Raw genomic sequence first — 19,252 nt, 5'->3', positions numbered from 1 at the left:
ATGACCACGTCGGTCGAGAAGTCGGCGCAGGCCCTCGATCTCAACCTGGACGTCGCGCGGATCAGGGCGGACTTCCCGATCCTTGCTCGCGTCATGCGCAGCGGAAACCAGTTGGCGTACCTCGATTCCGGCGCCACCTCGCAACGGCCGCTGCAGGTTCTCGACGCCGAGCGTGACTTCTTGACCACATCCAACGGCGCGGTCCACCGCGGGGCGCACCAGCTGATGGAGGAGTCCACTGACGCCTACGAGAACGGCCGCGCCGACGTCGCGGCCTTCGTCGGCGCCGACACCGACGAGCTGGTGTTCACGAAGAACGCCACCGAAGCCATCAACCTGGTGTCCTATGCGGTCGGTGACGATCGATTCCCCAGAGCGATCGGCCCCGGCGATGTCATCGTCACCACCGAGCTAGAGCACCACGCGAACCTGATCCCGTGGCAGGAGCTGGCAAGACGTACCGGTGCCACGCTGCGCTGGTACGGCGTCACCGACGATGGGCGGATCGACCTCGATTCGCTGGAGCTCGACGAGCGCGTGAAACTGGTTGCGTTCAGCCATCATTCGAACGTCACTGGCGCAGTGGCCCCCGTGGCCGAACTGGTGGCGCGGGCCAACGCGGTTGGCGCGCTGACGGTGCTGGACGCCTGCCAGTCGGTGCCGCACCAGCCGGTCGACTTCCATGGACTCGACGTCGACTTCGCGGCCTTCTCCGGGCACAAAATGCTGGGGCCCAACGGTATCGGCGTGCTCTATGGCAGGCGTGAGGTGCTCGAGCAGCTGCCCCCGTTCATCACCGGCGGCTCGATGATCGAGACGGTGACGATGGAGACCACCACCTACGCGCCCGCACCACAGCGCTTCGAGGCCGGGACACCGATGACATCCCAGGTCGTCGGACTTGCCGCGGCCGCACGGTATCTGACCGAGATCGGAATGCCTGCCGTCGAGGCGCACGAAGCCGAATTGGTGGCCGCGACGCTGAACGGGCTGGCCTCCGTCGATGGCGTGCGCATCATCGGACCGACGACCATGGAGCATCGCGGCTCTCCGGTGTCGTTCGTACTCGACGGCGTGCACGCCCACGACGTCGGTCAGGTGCTCGACGACGAGGGCGTCGCGGTGCGCGTCGGACACCACTGTGCGTGGCCGTTGCATCGCCGGTTCGGCATCGCGGCGACCGCGCGGGCGTCCTTCGCCGTCTACAACACTCACGACGAGGTCGACCGCCTGGTCGCCGGCGTCAAGCGGGCGGTGGAGTTCTTCGCGTGAGACTCGAGCAGATGTATCAGGAAGTGATCCTCGATCACTACAAGCACCCGCATCATCGGGGATTGCGCGAGCCGTACAACGCGGAGTCCTATCAGGTGAACCCGACGTGCGGGGACGAGGTGACGCTGCGCGTGACGCTGTCCGACGACGGTGAGCAGGTCTCCGATATCTCGTATGACGGGCAGGGTTGTTCGATCAGCCAGGCCTCGACGTCGGTGCTCACCGATCAGGTGATCGGGCAGGACATCGGTACGGCGCTGAAGACGGTCGCGGCGTTCACCGAGATGATTTCGTCGCGCGGCGCGGTCGAAGGCGACGAGGATGTGATCGGAGACGGCATCGCGTTCGCGGGTGTCTCGAAGTACCCGGCGCGGGTGAAATGCGCGCTGCTGGGTTGGATGGCCTTCAAAGCCGCGCTCGCGGAGGCGAGCGCATCGAGCGGAGTGTTAGCTCCAATGATTGAGGAGATTTCAGATGAGCGACACCGCAGTGCCTAGCGAGGAAATGCTCGCCGACCTGGAAGAGGCGATGCGCGACGTCGTCGATCCGGAGCTCGGGATCAACGTCGTCGACCTCGGTCTTGTCTACGGCTTGAACGTCGAGAAGGGCGAGCAGGGCGACGTCGCGTTGATCGACATGACGCTGACGTCGGCGGCCTGCCCGCTGACCGACGTGATCGAGGACCAGTCGCGTACCGCACTGGTCGGCAGCGGTCTGGTCAAGGAGATCAAGATCAACTGGGTGTGGAATCCGCCGTGGGGACCGGACAAGATCACCGAGGATGGCCGCGAACAGCTTCGCGCGTTGGGCTTTACCGTCTGACCATCGATCCGGTCGGCCCCAGTCGCTGGGCGAGCTCCCGCACGTCCGCGACGACGATGTCGGGCTGAGGTAACTCCGGAGCGGGCAGTGGAGCGTTACCGGGGCGGGTGAGCAGCGCGCCGCTGAACCCCGCCGATTGTGCACCGATGGTGTCCCACACGTGAGCGGCGACCATCATGCAGTCCGACGGCTCCACCTCGAGCTCGTTGGCTACCCCGGTGTAGAGCCCTGGAGAGGGCTTGAACATGCGCCAGGTGTCGACACTGAACTGCCGTTCGAAGAACTGGGCAAGGCCTGCGCTGTCCAAGGGTGTCGGCACACCGGGCTTCGGCGGCGAATTGGTCAGCGTGACAAGCCGATAACCCTGTGCACGCAGAGTTGTCAGGCCGTCGGCGACATCCGGGTGGGCGGGCATCGTGCGCATGCCGTACGCGAGGTCCTCGAGATCACTCTCGGTGATCGACGTCTGGCGACAGCCGCCGAGCATCCGCAGCACAGCTTGTCCGAGAGCGAAGAAGTCGACGTAGTTGCCGGACAGCGTGGCCGTCATCGAGTACAGGACAAGCTGGTTGAACCACTCGCGCAGCACGCCGCGGTCGCCGAACATCCGCTCGAAGTGCGGCGCCAGCGACTGGATGTCGATCAGCGTCTCGTTGACATCGAAGATCAGCACAGCGGGACGATCATTCATTGCCATTGCCGCGTTCCTTCCTTTTGATTGTCTACGCGGCGATTCGCTGCAGGAAGAAACGCATGAGGTCGGCGACTTCTTCGGCAGCGGTTTCGAGCAGGAAGTGGCCGCCCTCGAGGAGGTGGATCTCGGCGTCGTGCGCGTCCTTTCCAAACGCGCGGGCGCCGTCGGGCCCGAAGATCGGGTCGGCCTGACCCCAGACGGCGAGCACCGGCACCTTGCTCGTGCGCAGGTAGTCGTGCAGCGCCGGATACATAGGCGCATTGGTCGCGTAGTCGCGGAACAGCGCGAGCTGGATCTGGTCGTTGCCCGGCCGGCTCACCAGAGTCACATCGTGGATCCAGGTGTCGGGACTGACGAGCGATTCGTCGTCGACGCCGGTCAGGTACTGCCATTTGATTCCCTCGACACTCAGCGCGCTCCGCACTCCGGCCTCGGTGTCGGGGTTCTGGTCGCGCTGGTAGTCCCAGACCGCGGTCCAGAAGCTCTCGACGAAACCCTCGTCGTAGCCGTTGCCGTTTTGCGTGACGATTGCGGTGATCGCCTGCGGGCGCCGCAGCGCCAGGCGCCACCCGATGGGCGCACCGTAATCCTGGACGTAGATGGCATATCGGGTCACGCCCAGTTCGGCAAGCAGTCCTTCTGTGAGATCGGTCAGCGCGTCGAAGGTGTAGTCGAATTCGTCGACGGCCGGCGCGTCGGAGAGTCCGAAGCCGAGGTGGTCGGGCGCGATCACGTGGTAGCGGTCGGCGAGCCGGGGGATGAGGTCGCGGAACATGAACGAACTGGTAGGGAAGCCGTGCAGCAGGACGAGCGTCGGCGCATCCTGCGAACCCGCTTCGCGGTAGAACAACCGATGGTCATCGACGGTGGCGTAGCGGTGGTGGACCTGAACTCCCATGACTAACTCCTTTGAGTATTTTTACCAGTTAGTGACATGCCTACTCGTTCTGATGTAACCTGTCAATATTAATTTGGAGGTTAGATATGGATCTGGTGGTGGTGGCCCCGCCGGACGAGGGGTTTCTGCTCGATCTGCTCAACACAACGCCTGTGATCGACGGCGCCGTGCATGACGGCCTCGCCGATTCGGCAGAGGCCAAAGTCTGGATGCGTGCCCACGACGTCGCGGACACCAAGACGGAGCTGGTGGCACTGCGGCAGGCACGGTCGGCCCTGCAGGAGGTGGTGCGCGGCCAGACCGGCCCCAAGGCGCTCAAGCGCTTTGTCGACGACGTCCGCCTGCGGCCGGTCGCAGGTGACGACGGTTTGGACTGGCGGGTGGACGGTGCTACCGGCGCGGCGCGTGCGGTCCTGGCCTGGGACGCGCTGCGGATCTCCAGCCCGGGCCGGTTGCGTCCCTGTGCGAACGATGAATGCCGGTTGTTCCTCATCGACCGCAGCAAGCCCAACACCGCCAGATGGTGTTCGATGGCCATCTGCGGCAACCGGATGAAAGCCCGCAGGCACTACCGTCGCGCGCGGACGGCCGAGGTATGAACGGCCCCGTGGTGCCCACCCTGGTGTCCCTCAACGTCGGGATGCCCGCCGACGTGCCGTGGCGGGGGAAGACCGTCCACACCGGCATCTACAAGAAGCCGGTGCGGGGCCCGGTGATGGTGCGGCGCCTCAATATCGACGGCGACGGTCAGGGCGACCTCAACGGTCACGGCGGCGAACAACGCGCCGTCATGGTGTACCAAACGGAGTCGTATGAGCACTGGCAGCGCCATTTTGGCCGTGACGACCTCGAGCCGGGCACGTTCGGTGAGAACTTCACGATCACCGGCCTCAGCGACGACGAGGTGTGCATCGGGGACAGGTATCGCATCGGGGAGGCCGAGTTCGAGGTCACTCAGCCGCGCGTGACGTGTTTTCGCGTTGGTATTCGACTCGGCGAGCCCGAGATGCCCAATCTCCTTGTCGCCCATCACCGCCCGGGGTTCTACTTCCGCGTCATCGAAGAAGGTCGCGTCGCCTCGGGCGACGAGATCGTGCGGACACGGCGCGGACGCCACGCACTGAGCGTCGCCGACGTCGACGCGTTGCTGTATCTGCCCGACCGCGACGTCGACATGCTCCGCAAGGCGGTGGACATCCCCGCGCTGAGCCCCGGGTGGCAGCAGTCTTTCGCCGAGCTGCTGGCCGCGCACGACAGTCCCTGCGGCGCAACGTCGCCGGCGATCGGCATCGAACCCGGTTGGCCCGGATTCCGCGCACTGCGGGTGGCCGAAACGCGCCGCGAAAGCCCGTCGGTCCTTTCGATCGAGCTCGAAACCGCCGATGGCGCGGCGCTGCCCACCGCGCGGCCCGGACAGTTCCTGACGCTACGCGTCCCGGCGGGCGACCCCGCACCACTGCGCAGCTACTCGCTGTCGAGCACCGGCGTCCGGTACCGGATCAGCGTGAAGCGCGAGGAACGGGGCCGGGTGAGCACCTGGATCCACGACAACCTCAGCCCAGGGGCCGTGGTCGAGGCGGCCGCTCCACGTGGTGACTTCTATCTGGGCGACGAGACCGATCCGGTCGTGTTCGTGTCGGCGGGTATCGGCATCACCCCGGTGCTCGCAATGCTGCACGCGTTGGCCGCGCAGCGCAGCGAGCGAGACATCTGGTGGCTCCACATCACCCGCGACGCGCAGAGCCTGGCATTCGGCGGCGAAGTCGGCGAACTCATCGGCTCGCTGCCCAACGCGCGGCAGCGGGTTTTCTACACCGCCGAGGGCGGCAGGCCGCGTATGGCGGCAGTCGAAGCGCTCGGTCTGCCCCGCGACGCGATCGCGTATCTCTGCGGGCCAGGACAGTTCATGGCCGACATGCGTGATGCGCTCGCGGGCGCCGGGATTGACGAATCCCGCATCCACTCCGAGCTCTTCGGCGCGCTGCCGCCGATCAACCCCGGCATCATCGATGCGCCACAGCGGACACCGCATCTGCCCGACGGCCCGCAGGGCACCGGGCCGGCAGTGTCGTTCGCGCGCAGCGGGATCACCGCCAACTGGTCGGACGACTACGCCAGCATTCTCGAACTCGCCGAGGCTTGCGACGTCCCGACGCGCTTCTCCTGCCGCAGCGGTGTGTGCCACATCTGCGTCACGCCGTTGGTGGACGGGACCGTCGCCTACCCGCAGCCGCCGCTGGAGTTGCCCGAGGAGGGGACCGTGCTGATCTGTTCGGCGAAACCGTCGTTGGGCGTCGTATTGGACCTGTGAGCCGTCCGCTGTTCGGTCAGACTGTGTCGCGTGGTCACTATTCCAGCGGTGGTGTGGCGGGGTGGGTTCGCGCTTCGCGCGCTGACGACCGGCGGCGTCGTCGGGCTCTGTGTCGGTGTGCTGGCGTGGCTCGATTCGGGGTTCTGGATTTCTGGTGTGATCGTGCTCGTCGTCGTCGGCACGTTCTACGGCGTCTGGATGGCCCGCCGCATGGCGCGGTACTGGCCGGGTGCCAAAGACCTCACCGGCGAGGAGCGCGTCGCGGTGGTACGGGCGGTCCGAATGGGGCAGCCGCTCGATGACGATCGCCTGGCCCAGCCGGTCGTGGACTACGCCCGCGGGCTGCACGAGGCCGCGGAGACGGCTCGCTGGTTGCGCTGGGTGCTCATCGTCATCCTCGCCGTGGCGGTGGCGACGGCGGCGTGGGATGCCGTTTACGGTTCGTGGGGCAATCTCATCGCGTCGGCCATTTATCTGGTGGCCCTTGGAGTCGAGGTGTTCTGGCTGCCGAAGCGCCAGGCGCAGCTGTTGGCCAACGCCGACACAGCCGCGGCATTGGCCCGAAAGTCTCTGTAACGCCGAGCCCTATCTGGTAACCCAGTCAATGTGAGCTTCGAGGCGAACTATGTCAGGACGCGGCGCCAGCTGCGCGGGGTGGCCGAAAGTCTGATCGCCGGACCGCAGTACCGATCGGCGGGCACGATTCGGCTCGCCGTGCGCCCGGACGGCTTCGCCGCGGTGACGATACCGGTCGCGGTGCACGGCACCGAACTGGTCCTGCCGAACGATGCGGTCCCGTTGGAGGGCCCGATGAGTTTGATAGCCGAGGCCGCCGGCATCGTCGCCGGTCCACCCGAGGGCGTCTACACGCTCGTCGATGCGCTGGCGCCAGACGCCGATCTGAACCTGGACGCGCATGCTGCCGAATGGGTCAACCGCAGCCACTATGCGGGTGGGTACGCATTAAAGACTTTTCTGCCCGAATGTCATCCGGTGCTGTGGCCCGAACACTTCGACGTGGCGGTGACCCAGGACGAAGTCGACTACGGCGTATCGGCCGGCGACGAGCAGCATCCGATGCCCTACGCGTACGTCGGCCCGCCGTCGGTGCCCGCCGGGGAATTCTGGAACGCGTCGTTCGGCGCCATCTACCCTCTTGACCACACCATCGACGTCGATGGGCTGACCAGCCGCATCGCCGATTTCTTCGAACGCGGTCGTCGTGAACTATCGGCGGTTTCGTCATGACCACATACTGGGAACAGACGGTCTGAGCCTGACGTTAGGAGAAACGTGGCTACCAAAGACATCACCGCCGAACAATTCAACGAGACCATCACGGACAACGACATCGTGTTGGTCGATTTCTGGGCGTCGTGGTGCGGGCCGTGTAAGGCGTTTGCTCCGACGTTCGCCGCGTCCTCGGAGCAACACCCCGACGTCGTCTTCGCGAAGGTCGACACCGAGGCGGAACAGGAGCTCGCCGCCGCTGCCGACATCCGCTCGATCCCGACCCTGATGGTGTTCAAGAAGGGCAAGCTGGTCTTCAACCAGGCAGGAGCGCTGCCACCGGCCGCACTCGAGGACCTGGTTCAGAAGGTGAAGGACTTCGACGTCGACGCGGCGATGGCCGCTCAGGAGAACGGTCAGCCCGAGTAACGATTGCACGCGATAGCGTGCAGTCCGTGACCGAGCACCCAGAGCAAAACTTCGTCCTCGTCGACCGGCCGCGCCCGCATGTGGCGTTGGTGACGCTGAACCGTCCCGAGCGAATGAATTCCATGGCGTTCGACGTCATGGTCCCGCTCAAGGCGGTCCTCGACGAGCTCACCTACGACAACTCGGTGCGGGTGATCGTGCTCACAGGTGCCGGTCGTGGATTCTCCTCGGGTGCCGATCACAAGTCGGCGGGCTCCGTGCCGCACATCGACGGGCTGACCCGTCCCAGCTTTGCGCTGCGGTCCATGGAGGTGCTCGACGACGTGATCCTGGCGCTGCGAAAGATGCACCAGCCGGTCATCGCCGCGGTCAACGGCGCCGCGATCGGCGGTGGACTGTGCCTGGCTCTGGCCTGCGACATCCGTGTTGCCGCAGCTGGGGCGTACTTTCGCGCCGCGGGGATCAACAACGGGCTGACGGCAAGTGAGCTCGGGCTGTCGTATCTGCTGCCCCGCGCAATCGGCACCTCTCGGGCGTTCGAGCTGATGCTGACCGGCCGCGACGTGGACGCCGATGAAGCCCAGCGCATCGGGCTGGTGTCGCAGGCCGTACCCGACGCGGACCTGCTCGACGTCTGCTACGAAATCGGCGAGCGCATCGCGTCGTTCTCCCGGCCGGGAATCGAATTGACCAAGCGCACGCTTTGGAGTGGACTTGACGCCGGTAGCCTAGAGGCACATATGCAGGCCGAAGGCCTGGGACAACTCTTCGTCCGACTGCTCACCGCCAATTTCGAGGAAGCGGTTGCAGCGCGCGCGGAGAAGCGGAGCCCCGTCTTCACCGACGACAAGTAGGACAAGTAGGAACTGAGGAGAGTGCAGCGTGATCACCGCAACGGACCTGGAGGTCCGCGCCGGCGCGCGCACGCTGCTCTCCACCGAAGGTGCCGCGCTACGGGTGCAGCCCGGCGACCGGATCGGTTTGGTCGGACGAAACGGCGCGGGCAAGACCACCACCATGCGGATTCTGGCAGGGGAGGGCGAGCCTTACGCGGGCACGATCACCCGCGCGGGTGACGTCGGATATCTGCCGCAGGATCCCAGGGAGGGTGACCTCGACGTCTTGGCCCGGGATCGCGTGCTGTCGGCGCGTGGCCTGGATTCGCTGCTCGCGGATCTGGAGAAGCAGCAGGCGTTGATGGCCGAGGTCGCCGACGACGACGCGCGCGACAAGGCGGTCCGCCGTTACGGCCAGCTCGAGGAGCGGTTCGCCGCGCTCGGCGGTTACGCCGCCGAAAGCGAGGCAGGCCGAATCTGCGCGAGTCTCGGCTTGGCGGAACGTGTTCTAACCCAGCCACTGCGGACCCTGTCCGGTGGCCAGCGTCGTCGAGTGGAACTCGCACGAATCCTGTTCGCCGCATCCGAATCCGGTGCCGGTTCGTCGACGACGCTCTTACTCGACGAGCCGACCAACCACCTCGACGCCGACTCCGTGGGCTGGCTGCGGGAATTCCTCCAGCAGCACAAGGGCGGCCTCATAGTCATCAGCCACAATGTCGACCTGCTCGCCGACGTGGTCAACCGCGTCTGGTTCCTCGACGCGGTGCGTGGCGAGGCCGACGTCTACAACATGGGCTGGCAGAAGTACCTCGACGCGCGCGCCACCGACGAGCAGCGTCGCCGCCGCGAACGCGCCAATGCCGAACGCAAGGCCAGTGCGCTGCGGACGCAGGCCGCGAAGATGGGGGCCAAGGCCACCAAAGCCGTTGCGGCACAGAATATGCTGCGCCGAGCGGACCGGATGATGGCGGCGCTGGACGAGGAGCGAGTGGCCGACAAGGTGGCGCGGATCAAGTTCCCGACGCCGGCGTCGTGCGGCCGCGTGCCGCTGATCGCCAAAGGCCTGACGAAGAACTACGGGTCGCTCGAGGTGTTCACCGGGGTGGATCTTGCGATCGACCGCGGATCGCGCGTCGTGGTGCTCGGACTCAACGGCGCGGGCAAGACCACACTGCTGCGGATACTGGCAGGGGCTGAAACCGCCGACGCGGGAACGCTGGAACCCGGGCATGGACTGAAGCTCGGCTACTTCGCCCAGGAACACGACACGCTCGATGACCGTGCCACGGTGTGGGAGAACATCCGCCACGCCGCACCCGACACCGGCGAACAGGATCTGCGGGGTCTGTTGGGCGCGTTCATGTTCAGCGGTCCGCAGCTCGAACAACCCGCGGGGACGCTGTCCGGTGGCGAGAAGACCAGGCTGGCGCTGGCCGGGCTCGTCGCGTCGACGGCGAACGTGCTGTTGCTTGACGAGCCGACCAACAATCTCGATCCCGCTTCGCGCGAGCAGGTGCTCGACGCATTGCGAAGCTATGTCGGTGCGGTGGTACTGGTTACGCACGATCCGGGGGCCGCCGAGGCACTGAATCCGCAACGCGTGGTGCTACTGCCGGACGGCACCGAAGACTTCTGGTCGAACGACTATCGGGATCTCATCGAGCTCGCCTGAGCCGTCGGCAAACTGTTTCGCCGAAACCTCATCCGCTTGTGTAAGCGGTTCCTAGGCTGGGTACTCGTCGGGGGATCAATCGCGCGGGGAGGTGCCGATGAAGAAACCGAGCAAGTCCAGAGACGAATTGCTCACCGAATTGAAGAGCGCTTACGAAGGCGGTGCGAGCATCCGGACGCTGGTCGCGTCGACGGGTCGCTCGTACGGGTCGATACACAGCATGTTGCGTGAATCGGGAACCACGATGCGCAGCCGCGGCGGTCCCAACCATCGCAGCCGCAGGCACTACGGCTGACCGCCTGGCTGAGCCTGGCGCAATGAAGCTTCGACCAGGTCCAGTACGCCACCGAGCTTTTCGGGATCATCACCCGAAGCGAGCCGGGCAACGAGGCCGTCGAGCACCAGATCCAGGTACGTCTGCAGCACTGCGCTCGGCACGTCATCGCGAAGCCTGCCGGCCTGTTTCTGGCGGCGCAGCCGCGCAGTAGTGGCCGCCGAAAGCTCGGCGGACCGCTCCATCCAACCCCGATGAAACTCCGGGTCGTTGCGCAGCTTGCGCGCGATCTCGAGCCGCGTCGCCAACCAGTCGAACTGCTCCGGGGCCGCCAACATGTCCCGCATCACCTGAACGAGACCCTCGCGCGACGCGACGTCGGCCATGCGTTCGGCGTCCTCGCGCGCTAACTCGAAGAACAACGTGTCCTTGTCGCGGAAGTGGTGGAAGATGGCGCCGCGCGACAGCCCGATCGTCTGCTCGAGCCGCCGCACAGTTGCCTTGTCGTATCCGTACTCCGCGAAACACCGCCGGGCACCGTCGAGTATCTGACGGCGGCGCGCCGCCAAATGGTTCTCGGTGACCCGGGGCATGCTTACGACCGCAGCATGTTGCGCAGCACGTATTGCAGGATGCCGCCGTTGCGGTAGTAGTCCGCCTCGCCGGGGGTGTCGATGCGCACCACCGCGTCGAACTCGACGGTCTTGCCGTCCTCTTTCTTGGCCGTCACCTTCACCGTCTTCGGCGTCTTGCCTCCGTCGTTGAGCGCCTCGATACCGGTGATGTCGAAGGTCTCGGTGCCGTCGAGCTTCAGTGACGCCGCCGATTCACCTTCAGGGAACTGCAGCGGGATGACGCCCATGCCGATCAGGTTGCTGCGGTGGATGCGCTCGAACGATTCGGTGATCACCGCGCGCACGCCGAGCAGGCTGGTGCCCTTGGCAGCCCAGTCGCGCGAGCTACCCGACCCGTATTCCTTGCCGCCCAGCACGACCAGCGGGATGCCCTTTTCGGCGTAGTTCTGCGCGGCGTCATAGATGAACGCCTGCTCGCCGCCGTTGGTGAAATCGCGGGTGTATCCGCCGGATACGTCGTCCAGCAGCTGATTACGCAGCCGGATGTTGGCGAACGTGCCGCGGATCATCACCTCGTGATTGCCGCGCCGCGAACCGTAGGAGTTGTAATCGGCCTTCTCGACGCCGTGCGAATCCAGATACTGCGCCGCAGGCGTTCCCGGCTTGATGCTGCCGGCGGGCGAGATGTGGTCGGTGGTCACCGAATCACCAAGCAGCGCCAGCACTCTGGCGCCTTGGATGTCGGTCACCGGTTCGGGCTGGGCGGGCATGCCGTCGAAGTACGGTGGTTTGCGCACATACGTCGACTTGTCATCCCACTCGAAGGTGTTGCCGCTCGGCGTGGGCAGGTTGCGCCAGCGCTCGTCACCCTTGAACACGTCGGCGTAGTTCTGGACGAACATCTCAGTGTTGATCGCGCTGGCGATCGTGTCGTCGATGTCCTTCTGCGACGGCCAGATGTCTTTGAGGAAGACGTCGTTGCCGGCCTCGTCCTTGCCGAGCGCTTCGGACTCGAAGTCGAAGTCCATCGTGCCTGCCAGCGCATACGCGATGACCAGCGGCGGCGAAGCCAGGTAGTTCATCTTGACGTCGGGATTGATCCGGCCCTCGAAGTTGCGGTTGCCGGACAGGACCGCCGCGACGGACAGGTCGGCGTCGTTGATGGCCTTGCTGATGTCGTCCGGCAGCGGTCCGGAGTTGCCGATGCACGTCGTGCAGCCGTAACCGACGAGGAAGAAGCCGAGCTTCTCCAGATACGGCCACAGACCGGCTTTGTTGTAGTAGTCGGTGACGACCTGAGAACCCGGCGCCATCGTGGTCTTCACCCACGGCTTGGACGTCAGGCCCTTGTCCACCGCGTTCTTGGCCAGCAGCGCGGCACCCAGCATGACCTCGGGGTTGGAGGTGTTGGTGCACGAGGTGATCGCCGCGATCACCACAGCGCCGTGATCGACGATGCAGTCGCCGCGTTCGGAGTTCTTGACCTCGACGGGATTGCTCGGCCGGCCGTTGGAGCCGGTCGCGGCCGACGGTACGACGGCGTCTTCATCGGCGAACGAGAGCGACGCCGGGTCACTGGCCGGGAACGACTCCTCGACGACCTCGTCGACGTTGGTGTGCGGAACCGGGTTCTCCGCAGTGCCTCCCACGTAGTTGTGGATGTCCTTGCGGAAGGCGGTCTTCGCGTCGGAGAGCGCAATGCGGTCCTGCGGGCGCTTCGGTCCGGCGATCGACGCGACGACGTCGCCGAGGTCGAGCTCGATGTACTCCGAGAACTTGGGTTCGCGTGACGGATCGTGCCACAGGCCCTGTTGTTTGGCGTACGCCTCGACCAAGGCCAGCTGCTGTTCGCTGCGCCCGGTCATCCGCAGGTAGTCGATCGTCACGTCGTCGATCGGGAAAATCGCTGCGGTGGAGCCGAATTCGGGGCTCATGTTGCCCAGCGTCGCCCGGTTGGCCAGCGGTACCTCGGCGACCCCTTCGCCGTAGAACTCGACGAACTTTCCGACGACACCGTGCTTGCGCAGCATCTCGGTGACGGTGAGCACGACGTCGGTGGCGGTGACGCCGGCCTTGCGCTCGCCGGAGAGCTTGAAGCCGACGACCCGCGGGATCAGCATCGACACCGGTTGGCCCAGCATGGCCGCCTCGGCCTCGATACCGCCGACGCCCCAGCCCAGCACGCCAAGCCCGTTCTCCATCGTGGTGTGCGAGTCGGTGCCCACGCAGGTGTCCGGGTAGGCAACCCCATTGCGTTCCATCACGACGCTGGCCAGGTACTCGATGTTGACCTGGTGCACGATGCCGGTACCCGGCGGCACGACCTTGAAGTCGTTGAACGCGCCCTGGCCCCAGCGCAGGAACTGGTAGCGCTCGCCGTTGCGCTGGTATTCGATCTCGACGTTGCGCTCGAAGGCGTTGGCGGTACCGAACAGGTCTGCGATCACGGAGTGGTCGATCACCAGGTCGGCCGGCGCGAGCGGGTTGACCTGGTCCGGGTCACCGCCGAGCTCGCCAACGGCCTCGCGCATGGTGGCGAGGTCGACGATGCAGGGCACACCCGTGAAGTCCTGCATGATCACCCGGGCGGGGGTGAACTGGATCTCCACGCTCGGATCGGCCGACGGGTCCCACTTCGCGATCGCCTCGATGTGGTCTTTGGTGATGTTGGCGCCGTCCTCGGTGCGCAGCAGATTTTCGGCGAGCACCTTCAGGCTGTAGGGAAGTTTCTCGGTACCGGGCACCGCGTCCAGGCGGTAGATCTCGTAGCTCTGGTCTCCGACCTTCAGCGTGTCGCGGGCCCCAAACGAATTGACCGAATCTTTGCTGCTCACATCAACTCCCGGCTAGATATCGCCGCGACGGGCTGTGTCGGCGGCGCTGTCGATTCTAACAGTACGCTTGTCCTGTAAACCACCCCAGGGGTGGTAACAGTTCAGTCTTCACGTTCTCTTCACCTCGCGCGTGCTGCCACCCGGTCGGATACCCATCACGTACGGTTTCACCTGTGATCGGACCGCAAGTCATGCCGTTGTTCCCGGCCTACATCCCGCCCGACATCTGTGGGCCGGTCGGAAAGGATCCCGCGACCACGCCGGTCGACGAGTGTATGAACCTCGTGATCGCCGACATCAAGGACACCGGTGTGAGCGCGGCGCCGACGCCGGAGAACGAGGGCCTGGCCGACGTCGTCGCCGAGGCCGAGCAGAAGGGGATCGACCTCAAGATCGTCGTGGTCGATCGCAATCCGCCGATCGACACCCCGTTGCGCGATATCGCCACCGAGGTGGGGGAGGCGTACCCGGGTTCGACGGTCTTGGTGCTCAGCCCGACCGAATCGGGCACGTTCAGCACGACCTACGACAGGATGACGCTGGAGGCGGGCCAAGACGTCGCCGAAGGCCGCGGTTCGGTGCAGGGCGCAAAGAATTTCGTCGGCGAACTGACCAATCAACATTTCCCCTGGACGACATTCACGATCGTGGTGGTACTGGCAGTGATCGCCGCTGTCGCGGCAACGCGAATGTTGCAAAATCGCGCCAAACGCCAGAACACGTAACGAGTCGCGAAAAGCGGCCTGTCGCTGGGGTTTTGCGAAATTCCGTACGGCTGAAAGTCACAGCCGGATAACGCTATCCGCAATTACAAACTTGTAGTTTGTGACTAAAGTTTCTTTGGCGTCAGATGTGACGTACGGTGCAGTCTGTAGCTGATGTTGCAGATGTGACTCACGTGGCTTCTGTGCATTAGCGATCGACGAATGTGTCGGCACGTTCGCGTAAGCCATAGGAGACGTTGTCCATGAGACGCACCCCTAGCGCCTCTGCTTCGCGCCTTTGTACGCGGTTCTGCGCCATACCTCTCACTGTCGGGATGCTGCTTGTCACACCGGGTTTGGCCGGATCGCAGCCCGCCAGCCCGGATAGCGTGGGCGCGCTCGTCGCTGCCGTCGCCAACGTCAACCAGAAGCTGCAGGACCTCGGGGCGGCGATCCAGGAGAAGCAGGAAAGCGTCAACAAGGCGATCCTCGACGTGCAGACCGCACGTGATGCCGCCGCCGCCGCGCAGGTCGAACTCGACGCCAGCGCGCAGCGCGTCAAGGATGCCAACGCCGCGATCGAAGCGGCGCAGGATCGCTTCGACACCTTCGCCGTCGCAACGTATGTCAACGGGCCGTCGAGCTCGTACCTGACCGCGAAAGACCCCAGCGACATCCTCAACACCGCGACCACCGGCGAGACGTTGGCGGTGAGCACCCAGCGGGTGATCAGCGATCTGCAGCGCGCGCGCACCGAGCAGGTGAACAAGGAGTCGGCGGCGCGGCTGGCGAAGCAGAATGCGGATCAGGCGCTCGTCGACGCAGAGGCCAGCCAGCAGACCGCGGTGTCGGCGCTCACCGAGGCCCAGCAGACCTTCCGGACCCAGCAGGCCGAACTGGACAAGCTGACGGCCGAACGCGAGGCGGCGCAAGCCAAGCTCGACCAGGCGCGCCAGTGGTCGGCGCCCGCCGCAGGAGCTCCGGCCCGGCCGGTTGCCGCGCCGACGGGACCGTCGTCGAACCCCGCCGGAAACTGGGACAGCGCACCGCAGCAGGCGAACGCGGCCACCGGTAACTGGGCCACCGGGTGGGATCCGACCCTGCCCGCGATTCCCAGCGCTTTCGTCAGCGGCGATCCGATCGCGATCATCAACACGATCCTCGGTTATGCGTCGACCTCGGCGCAGGTCACCCAGCAGATGGGGCGGAATTTCCTGCAGAAGCTGGGTCTGCTGCCCACGCCGACCGGTTACACCAACGGGGGCGCGATTCCCCGGGTGTACGGCCGACAGGCCACCGAGTACGTCATCCAGCGCGCCATGTCACAGCGCGGCGTGCCCTACTCGTGGGGCGGCGGAAATGCCGCAGGCAAGAGCCTTGGCATCGATTCCGGCGCAGGCACAGTCGGATTCGACTGTTCGGGGCTCATGCTCTACGCGTTCGCCGGCGTCGGCATCAAGCTCGATCACTACTCGGGGTCGCAGTACAACGCGGGCCGCAAGATCCCGTCGTCACAGGCCAGGCGTGGCGACATGCTCTTCTGGGGCCCCAACGCCAGCCAGCACGTCGCCCTCTATCTCGGTGACGGTCAGATGCTCGAGGCGCCCTACACCGGTTCGGTCGTGAAAGTCTCGCCGGTCCGCACCAGCGGTATGACCCCGTACGCAACCCGTCTCATCGAATGGTGACGAGAAGGATTACTTTGCACTTCAGGCGTTTTCGGTTCCTCAGCGGCATTCTGATGATGGTCGCGGCACTTGCCGTGGCCATTGGCGCAGCCATGCCCGCCGCCGCAGCACCCGACGACGGCCAATGGGATCCCACCCTGCCCAAGATCCTCAGCGCGGGCGCACCGGGCGATCCGCTGTCCATCGCCAACGCATCACTGGCGGCGACCGCGCAGGCCACCGAGGCGACGATGGACCTCGGCCGCAAGTTCCTGGCCACGCTCGGGTTCGGCCCGCCGCCCACGGCGGGCGTCGCCCCCGGTCGGGTACGCGGCCCGCAAGCCATCGAGTACGTCATCAGGCGCGGCGGCTCGCAGATCGGCACCCCGTACTCGTGGGGCGGCGGGAAGCCGACCGGCCCGAGCACCGGCGTCGACTCCGGTGCCAACATCGTCGGCTACGACTGCTCGGGTTTCACCCAGTTCTCATTCGCCGGCGTCGGTGTGCTCATCCCGAAGTATTCGGGCGATCAGTACAACACCGGTCGCAAGGTCCCCACGAGCCAGGCCAAGCGCGGCGATCTGCTGTTCTGGGGGCCCGGCGGCAGCCAGCACGTCGCGATCTATCTCGGCGGCGGCAAGATGCTGGAGTCCGGGGGCACCGCGGGCGGGGTTGGGGTGAGCCAAGTGCGTACCGCGGGTCTGCAGCCGTACGTCGCGCGGATTATCGAAAGCTGAGCTGGGGCTGAGCAAACCCTGAGCTCCTGCTAGCAATGCTGGTCATGTCGGCCGAACGGGGCCGGGCAACGTCGACGGATCCCGGAGTGCCTGGAATAGTTGACGACGAGCGTGCGGCGGACAAGGTGTCGCAGAGGCCGGAAGACCGGCGAATACAGATGTGGGAGGACCGTTGATGACGTCACCGAGTGGGTCGCCGCAGGGCGCTGGAGGGTTCCCTGGACAGGCCCCGACCGGGCAGGGCCCTGCGCAGGGTTACCCCCCAGGTCAGGCTGGATCGCACGCGGCGCCGACAAACAACGGGGGCCTCCAACAAGAGGTACACACCCTCGAGCGGGCCATCTTCGAGGTCAAGCGGATCATCGTCGGCCAGGACCAGCTCGTCGAGCGCATGCTGGTCGGTCTGCTCGCCAAGGGGCACGTCCTGCTCGAAGGTGTCCCGGGTGTCGCGAAGACGCTGGCGGTCGAGACCTTCGCCAAGGTCGTGGGCGGCACCTTCGCACGCATCCAGTTCACCCCTGACCTGGTGCCGACCGACATCGTCGGTACCCGCATCTACCGCCAGGGCAAGGAGGAGTTCGACATCGAGCTCGGCCCGGTGGTCGTCAACTTCCTGCTCGCCGACGAGATCAACCGCGCACCCGCCAAGGTGCAGTCCGCGCTGCTCGAGGTCATGGCCGAGCGCAAGATCTCGATCGGCGGCAAGACGTTCCCGCTGCCCGCACCGTTCCTGGTGATGGCCACGCAGAACCCGATCGAGCAGGAGGGCGTGTATGCGCTCCCCGAGGCGCAGCGCGACCGGTTCCTGTTCAAGCTCAACATCGACTACCCGACGCCTGAGGAAGAGCGCGAGATCATCTACCGGATGGGCGTGAAGCCGCCGGAGCCCAAGCAGGTGCTCGGACCCGGCGACCTGCTGCGTCTGCAGGATGTCGCGGCGAACAACTTCGTGCATCACGCGCTCGTGGACTATGTGGTGCGCGTCGTCACCGCGACCCGCGAGCCGGAGAAGTTCGGCATGCCCGACGCGAAGGCCTGGATCGCCTACGGCGCGTCACCGCGTGCCTCGCTCGGCATCATCGCTGCCTCCCGGGCGCTCGCGCTGGTGCGCGGACGTGACTACGTCGTTCCACAGGATGTCGTCGAGGTCATCCCGGATGTGCTGCGGCACCGCCTCGTGCTGACGTACGACGCACTGGCCGACGAGATTTCCTCCGAGACGGTGATCAACCGGATCCTGCAGACTGTCGGCCTGCCGCAGGTGAATGCCATTCCACAGCAAGGTCATTCGGTGCCGCCCGTCATGCCCGCCGCTGCGGCTGCGGCCAGCGGTCGGTGACCAGCTCGCGACGTGGGGTCGATCTGCCGTCGCTCAAGCGGGGGGAGATCCGTGATCCCGCGCTGACGGCGGCGCTGCGTAAGCTCGAATTGACCGTGCGCCGCAAGCTCGACGGCGTGTTGCACGGCGATCACCTCGGCCTGCTGCCCGGGCCGGGTTCGGAACCCGGCGAGTCGCGGCTGTACCAACCCGGTGACGATGTGCGCCGGATGGACTGGTCGGTCACGGCTCGGACCACGCATCCGCACGTGCGCCAGATGATCGCCGACCGCGAGTTGGAGACCTGGCTGGTGGTCGACGTCTCGGCGAGCCTGGACTTCGGCACCGTCGGATGTGAGAAGCGTGACCTGGCGGTCGCCGCGGCCGCCGCGATCACGTTCCTGAACAGCGGTGGCGGCAACCGGATCGGGGCCATCATCGCCAACGGCGACACCGTGCGGCGCGTGCCCGCGCTGTCGGGCCGCATGCATGAGCAGGAGATGCTGCGCGCGATCGCCACGATGCCGAAGGCGCCCGCGGGGGTCCGCGGTGATCTGGCCGCCGCCATCGACGCGCTGCGCAGGCCCGAACGCCGGCGCGGTATGGCGGTCATCATCAGCGACTTCCTCGGTCCCATCAATTGGATGCGCCCATTGCGGGCCATCGCGGGTCGGCACGAGGTGCTCGGCATCGAGGTGCTCGACCCGCGCGACGTGGAACTGCCGCCCGTCGGCGACGTCATCCTGCAGGACACCGAGACCGGCCGGACCCGCGAGTTCACCATCGACGAGCAGTTGCGCGAGGACTTCGCGAAGGCTGCGGCCGCGCATCGCGCCGAGGTGGCGCGCACGCTGCGACGCTGCGATGCGCCGCTGCTGTCGCTGCGTACCGACCGGGACTGGATCGCCGACGTGGTTCGGTTCGTCGCCACCCGCCGCTTGGCGCTGGCAGGCCGCGCCTAAGAGCCTCGGATGCG

The 19,252-nt window shown here is 66.0% G+C and carries 20 protein-coding genes; 16 read left to right on the top strand and 4 right to left on the bottom strand.

The window, feature by feature from the left end; translation table 11 throughout:
- From M1248_RS30635 to M1248_RS30625, 3 genes are read left to right on the top strand one after another with little or no spacing between them, the layout of a single operon-like run.
- Complete coding sequence (locus M1248_RS30635; RefSeq protein WP_317150634.1) at nt 1-1,272, top strand: cysteine desulfurase; 1,272 nt, start codon at nt 1-3, stop codon at nt 1,270-1,272.
- Nucleotides 1,269-1,769, top strand: a complete 501-nt coding sequence (gene sufU, locus M1248_RS30630) for a Fe-S cluster assembly sulfur transfer protein SufU (RefSeq protein WP_163727464.1) — start codon at nt 1,269-1,271, stop codon at nt 1,767-1,769. Before M1248_RS30635 ends, sufU begins: the two co-directional genes overlap by 4 nt.
- Entirely contained in the window at nt 1,747-2,094 is a 348-nt protein-coding gene (locus M1248_RS30625) for a metal-sulfur cluster assembly factor (protein ID WP_083123407.1), read from the top strand. Before sufU ends, M1248_RS30625 begins: the two co-directional genes overlap by 23 nt.
- Here M1248_RS30625 and M1248_RS30620 read toward each other — a convergent pair.
- Both M1248_RS30620 and M1248_RS30615 read right to left on the bottom strand, forming a co-directional pair.
- Nucleotides 2,084-2,785 (bottom strand): haloacid dehalogenase type II, encoded by a 702-nt coding sequence (locus tag M1248_RS30620; protein ID WP_317150639.1) that lies wholly within the window; start codon nt 2,783-2,785, stop codon nt 2,084-2,086. The two genes, M1248_RS30625 and M1248_RS30620, sit on opposite strands and share 11 nt — an antisense overlap.
- Before the next feature lie 31 nt (nt 2,786-2,816).
- Nucleotides 2,817-3,686 carry an alpha/beta hydrolase gene (locus tag M1248_RS30615; protein WP_317150633.1) on the bottom strand — a complete coding sequence of 290 codons (870 nt, stop codon included), beginning with the start codon at nt 3,684-3,686 and terminating at the stop codon, nt 2,817-2,819.
- An 86-nt stretch (nt 3,687-3,772) separates the two neighbouring features.
- On the opposite strand from M1248_RS30615, the gene M1248_RS30610 reads away from it, so the two are divergent.
- The 8 genes from M1248_RS30610 to M1248_RS30575 all read left to right on the top strand — a co-directional run bounded on the left by M1248_RS30610 (nt 3,773) and on the right by M1248_RS30575 (nt 10,462).
- Nucleotides 3,773-4,285, top strand: coding sequence for a CGNR zinc finger domain-containing protein (locus M1248_RS30610; protein ID WP_317150632.1), 513 nt, complete (start codon nt 3,773-3,775; stop codon nt 4,283-4,285).
- A gap of 11 nt (nt 4,286-4,296) precedes the next feature.
- Complete coding sequence (locus M1248_RS30605; RefSeq protein WP_317150638.1) at nt 4,297-5,997, top strand: MOSC and FAD-binding oxidoreductase domain-containing protein; 1,701 nt, start codon at nt 4,297-4,299, stop codon at nt 5,995-5,997.
- 30 nt (nt 5,998-6,027) lie between these two features.
- Nucleotides 6,028-6,573, top strand: a complete 546-nt coding sequence (locus tag M1248_RS30600; RefSeq protein ID WP_317150631.1) for a hypothetical protein — start codon at nt 6,028-6,030, stop codon at nt 6,571-6,573.
- Nucleotides 6,574-6,603: 30 nt separating this feature from the next.
- Nucleotides 6,604-7,245, top strand: coding sequence for a hypothetical protein (locus tag M1248_RS30595; protein ID WP_317150630.1), 642 nt, complete (start codon nt 6,604-6,606; stop codon nt 7,243-7,245).
- Nucleotides 7,246-7,290: 45 nt separating this feature from the next.
- The gene (trxA, locus tag M1248_RS30590; protein WP_083123399.1) at nt 7,291-7,656 is read left to right on the top strand and encodes a thioredoxin; all 366 of its coding nucleotides are present in this window, start codon (nt 7,291-7,293) and stop codon (nt 7,654-7,656) included.
- A gap of 2 nt (nt 7,657-7,658) precedes the next feature.
- Nucleotides 7,659-8,510 (top strand): enoyl-CoA hydratase, encoded by an 852-nt coding sequence (locus M1248_RS30585; RefSeq protein WP_317150637.1) that lies wholly within the window; start codon nt 7,659-7,661, stop codon nt 8,508-8,510.
- A gap of 28 nt (nt 8,511-8,538) precedes the next feature.
- On the top strand, nt 8,539-10,167 hold the full coding sequence (locus M1248_RS30580; RefSeq protein WP_317150629.1) for an ABC-F family ATP-binding cassette domain-containing protein: 1,629 nt from the start codon (nt 8,539-8,541) through the stop codon (nt 10,165-10,167).
- Between the two features lie 97 nt (nt 10,168-10,264).
- Complete coding sequence (locus tag M1248_RS30575; protein ID WP_317150628.1) at nt 10,265-10,462, top strand: helix-turn-helix domain-containing protein; 198 nt, start codon at nt 10,265-10,267, stop codon at nt 10,460-10,462.
- Here M1248_RS30575 and M1248_RS30570 read toward each other — a convergent pair.
- Both M1248_RS30570 and M1248_RS30565 read right to left on the bottom strand, forming a co-directional pair.
- On the bottom strand, nt 10,453-11,034 hold the full coding sequence (locus M1248_RS30570; protein ID WP_317150627.1) for a helix-turn-helix domain-containing protein: 582 nt from the start codon (nt 11,032-11,034) through the stop codon (nt 10,453-10,455). The genes M1248_RS30575 and M1248_RS30570 overlap by 10 nt on opposite strands.
- A 2-nt stretch (nt 11,035-11,036) precedes the next feature.
- Complete coding sequence (locus M1248_RS30565; RefSeq protein ID WP_163727491.1) at nt 11,037-13,850, bottom strand: aconitate hydratase; 2,814 nt, start codon at nt 13,848-13,850, stop codon at nt 11,037-11,039.
- Between the two features lie 173 nt (nt 13,851-14,023).
- Here M1248_RS30565 and M1248_RS30560 point away from each other — a divergent pair, with 173 nt between their 5' ends.
- From M1248_RS30560 to M1248_RS30540, 5 genes are all read left to right on the top strand, one after another.
- Nucleotides 14,024-14,575 carry a DUF6676 family protein gene (locus M1248_RS30560; RefSeq protein WP_232076092.1) on the top strand — a complete coding sequence of 184 codons (552 nt, stop codon included), beginning with the start codon at nt 14,024-14,026 and terminating at the stop codon, nt 14,573-14,575.
- A 242-nt stretch (nt 14,576-14,817) separates the two neighbouring features.
- Nucleotides 14,818-16,242, top strand: a complete 1,425-nt coding sequence (gene ripA / locus M1248_RS30555) for an NlpC/P60 family peptidoglycan endopeptidase RipA (RefSeq protein WP_163727495.1) — start codon at nt 14,818-14,820, stop codon at nt 16,240-16,242.
- Between the two features lie 53 nt (nt 16,243-16,295).
- A complete protein-coding gene (gene ripB, locus M1248_RS30550) occupies nt 16,296-16,958 on the top strand; it encodes an NlpC/P60 family peptidoglycan endopeptidase RipB (RefSeq protein ID WP_174262219.1) in 663 nt (220 codons plus the stop codon).
- 175 nt (nt 16,959-17,133) lie between these two features.
- Nucleotides 17,134-18,297: an AAA family ATPase gene (locus tag M1248_RS30545; protein WP_163727497.1), complete on the top strand. Its 1,164-nt coding sequence runs from the start codon at nt 17,134-17,136 to the stop codon at nt 18,295-18,297.
- The gene (locus tag M1248_RS30540; RefSeq protein ID WP_163727500.1) at nt 18,294-19,238 is read left to right on the top strand and encodes a DUF58 domain-containing protein; all 945 of its coding nucleotides are present in this window, start codon (nt 18,294-18,296) and stop codon (nt 19,236-19,238) included. The genes M1248_RS30545 and M1248_RS30540 overlap by 4 nt, the downstream gene beginning before the upstream one ends.
- Nucleotides 19,239-19,252: the final 14 nt, after the last annotated feature.

Source organism: Mycobacterium sp. 29Ha (assembly GCF_032883055.1).
Lineage (GTDB): Bacteria > Actinomycetota > Actinomycetes > Mycobacteriales > Mycobacteriaceae > Mycobacterium > Mycobacterium gallinarum.
The sequence above is the reverse complement of the archived record's forward strand: the minus strand, read 5'-3'. Positions and strand labels throughout refer to the sequence as shown.

What these genes read in the sequence shown, in the direction of transcription:
- M1248_RS30615 (WP_317150633.1), bottom strand. Translation starts at nt 3,686, where the DNA reads ATGGGAGTTCAGGTCCACCACCGCTACGCCACCGTCGATGACCATCGG.
- M1248_RS30620 (WP_317150639.1), bottom strand. Translation starts at nt 2,785, where the DNA reads ATGAATGATCGTCCCGCTGTGCTGATCTTCGATGTCAACGAGACGCTG.
- ripA (WP_163727495.1), top strand. Translation starts at nt 14,818, where the DNA reads ATGAGACGCACCCCTAGCGCCTCTGCTTCGCGCCTTTGTACGCGGTTC.
- M1248_RS30635 (WP_317150634.1), top strand. Translation starts at nt 1, where the DNA reads ATGACCACGTCGGTCGAGAAGTCGGCGCAGGCCCTCGATCTCAACCTG.
- ripB (WP_174262219.1), top strand. Translation starts at nt 16,296, where the DNA reads ATGATGGTCGCGGCACTTGCCGTGGCCATTGGCGCAGCCATGCCCGCC.
- M1248_RS30545 (WP_163727497.1), top strand. Translation starts at nt 17,134, where the DNA reads ATGACGTCACCGAGTGGGTCGCCGCAGGGCGCTGGAGGGTTCCCTGGA.
- M1248_RS30575 (WP_317150628.1), top strand. Translation starts at nt 10,265, where the DNA reads ATGAAGAAACCGAGCAAGTCCAGAGACGAATTGCTCACCGAATTGAAG.
- M1248_RS30570 (WP_317150627.1), bottom strand. Translation starts at nt 11,034, where the DNA reads ATGCCCCGGGTCACCGAGAACCATTTGGCGGCGCGCCGCCGTCAGATA.
- M1248_RS30610 (WP_317150632.1), top strand. Translation starts at nt 3,773, where the DNA reads ATGGATCTGGTGGTGGTGGCCCCGCCGGACGAGGGGTTTCTGCTCGAT.
- M1248_RS30625 (WP_083123407.1), top strand. Translation starts at nt 1,747, where the DNA reads ATGAGCGACACCGCAGTGCCTAGCGAGGAAATGCTCGCCGACCTGGAA.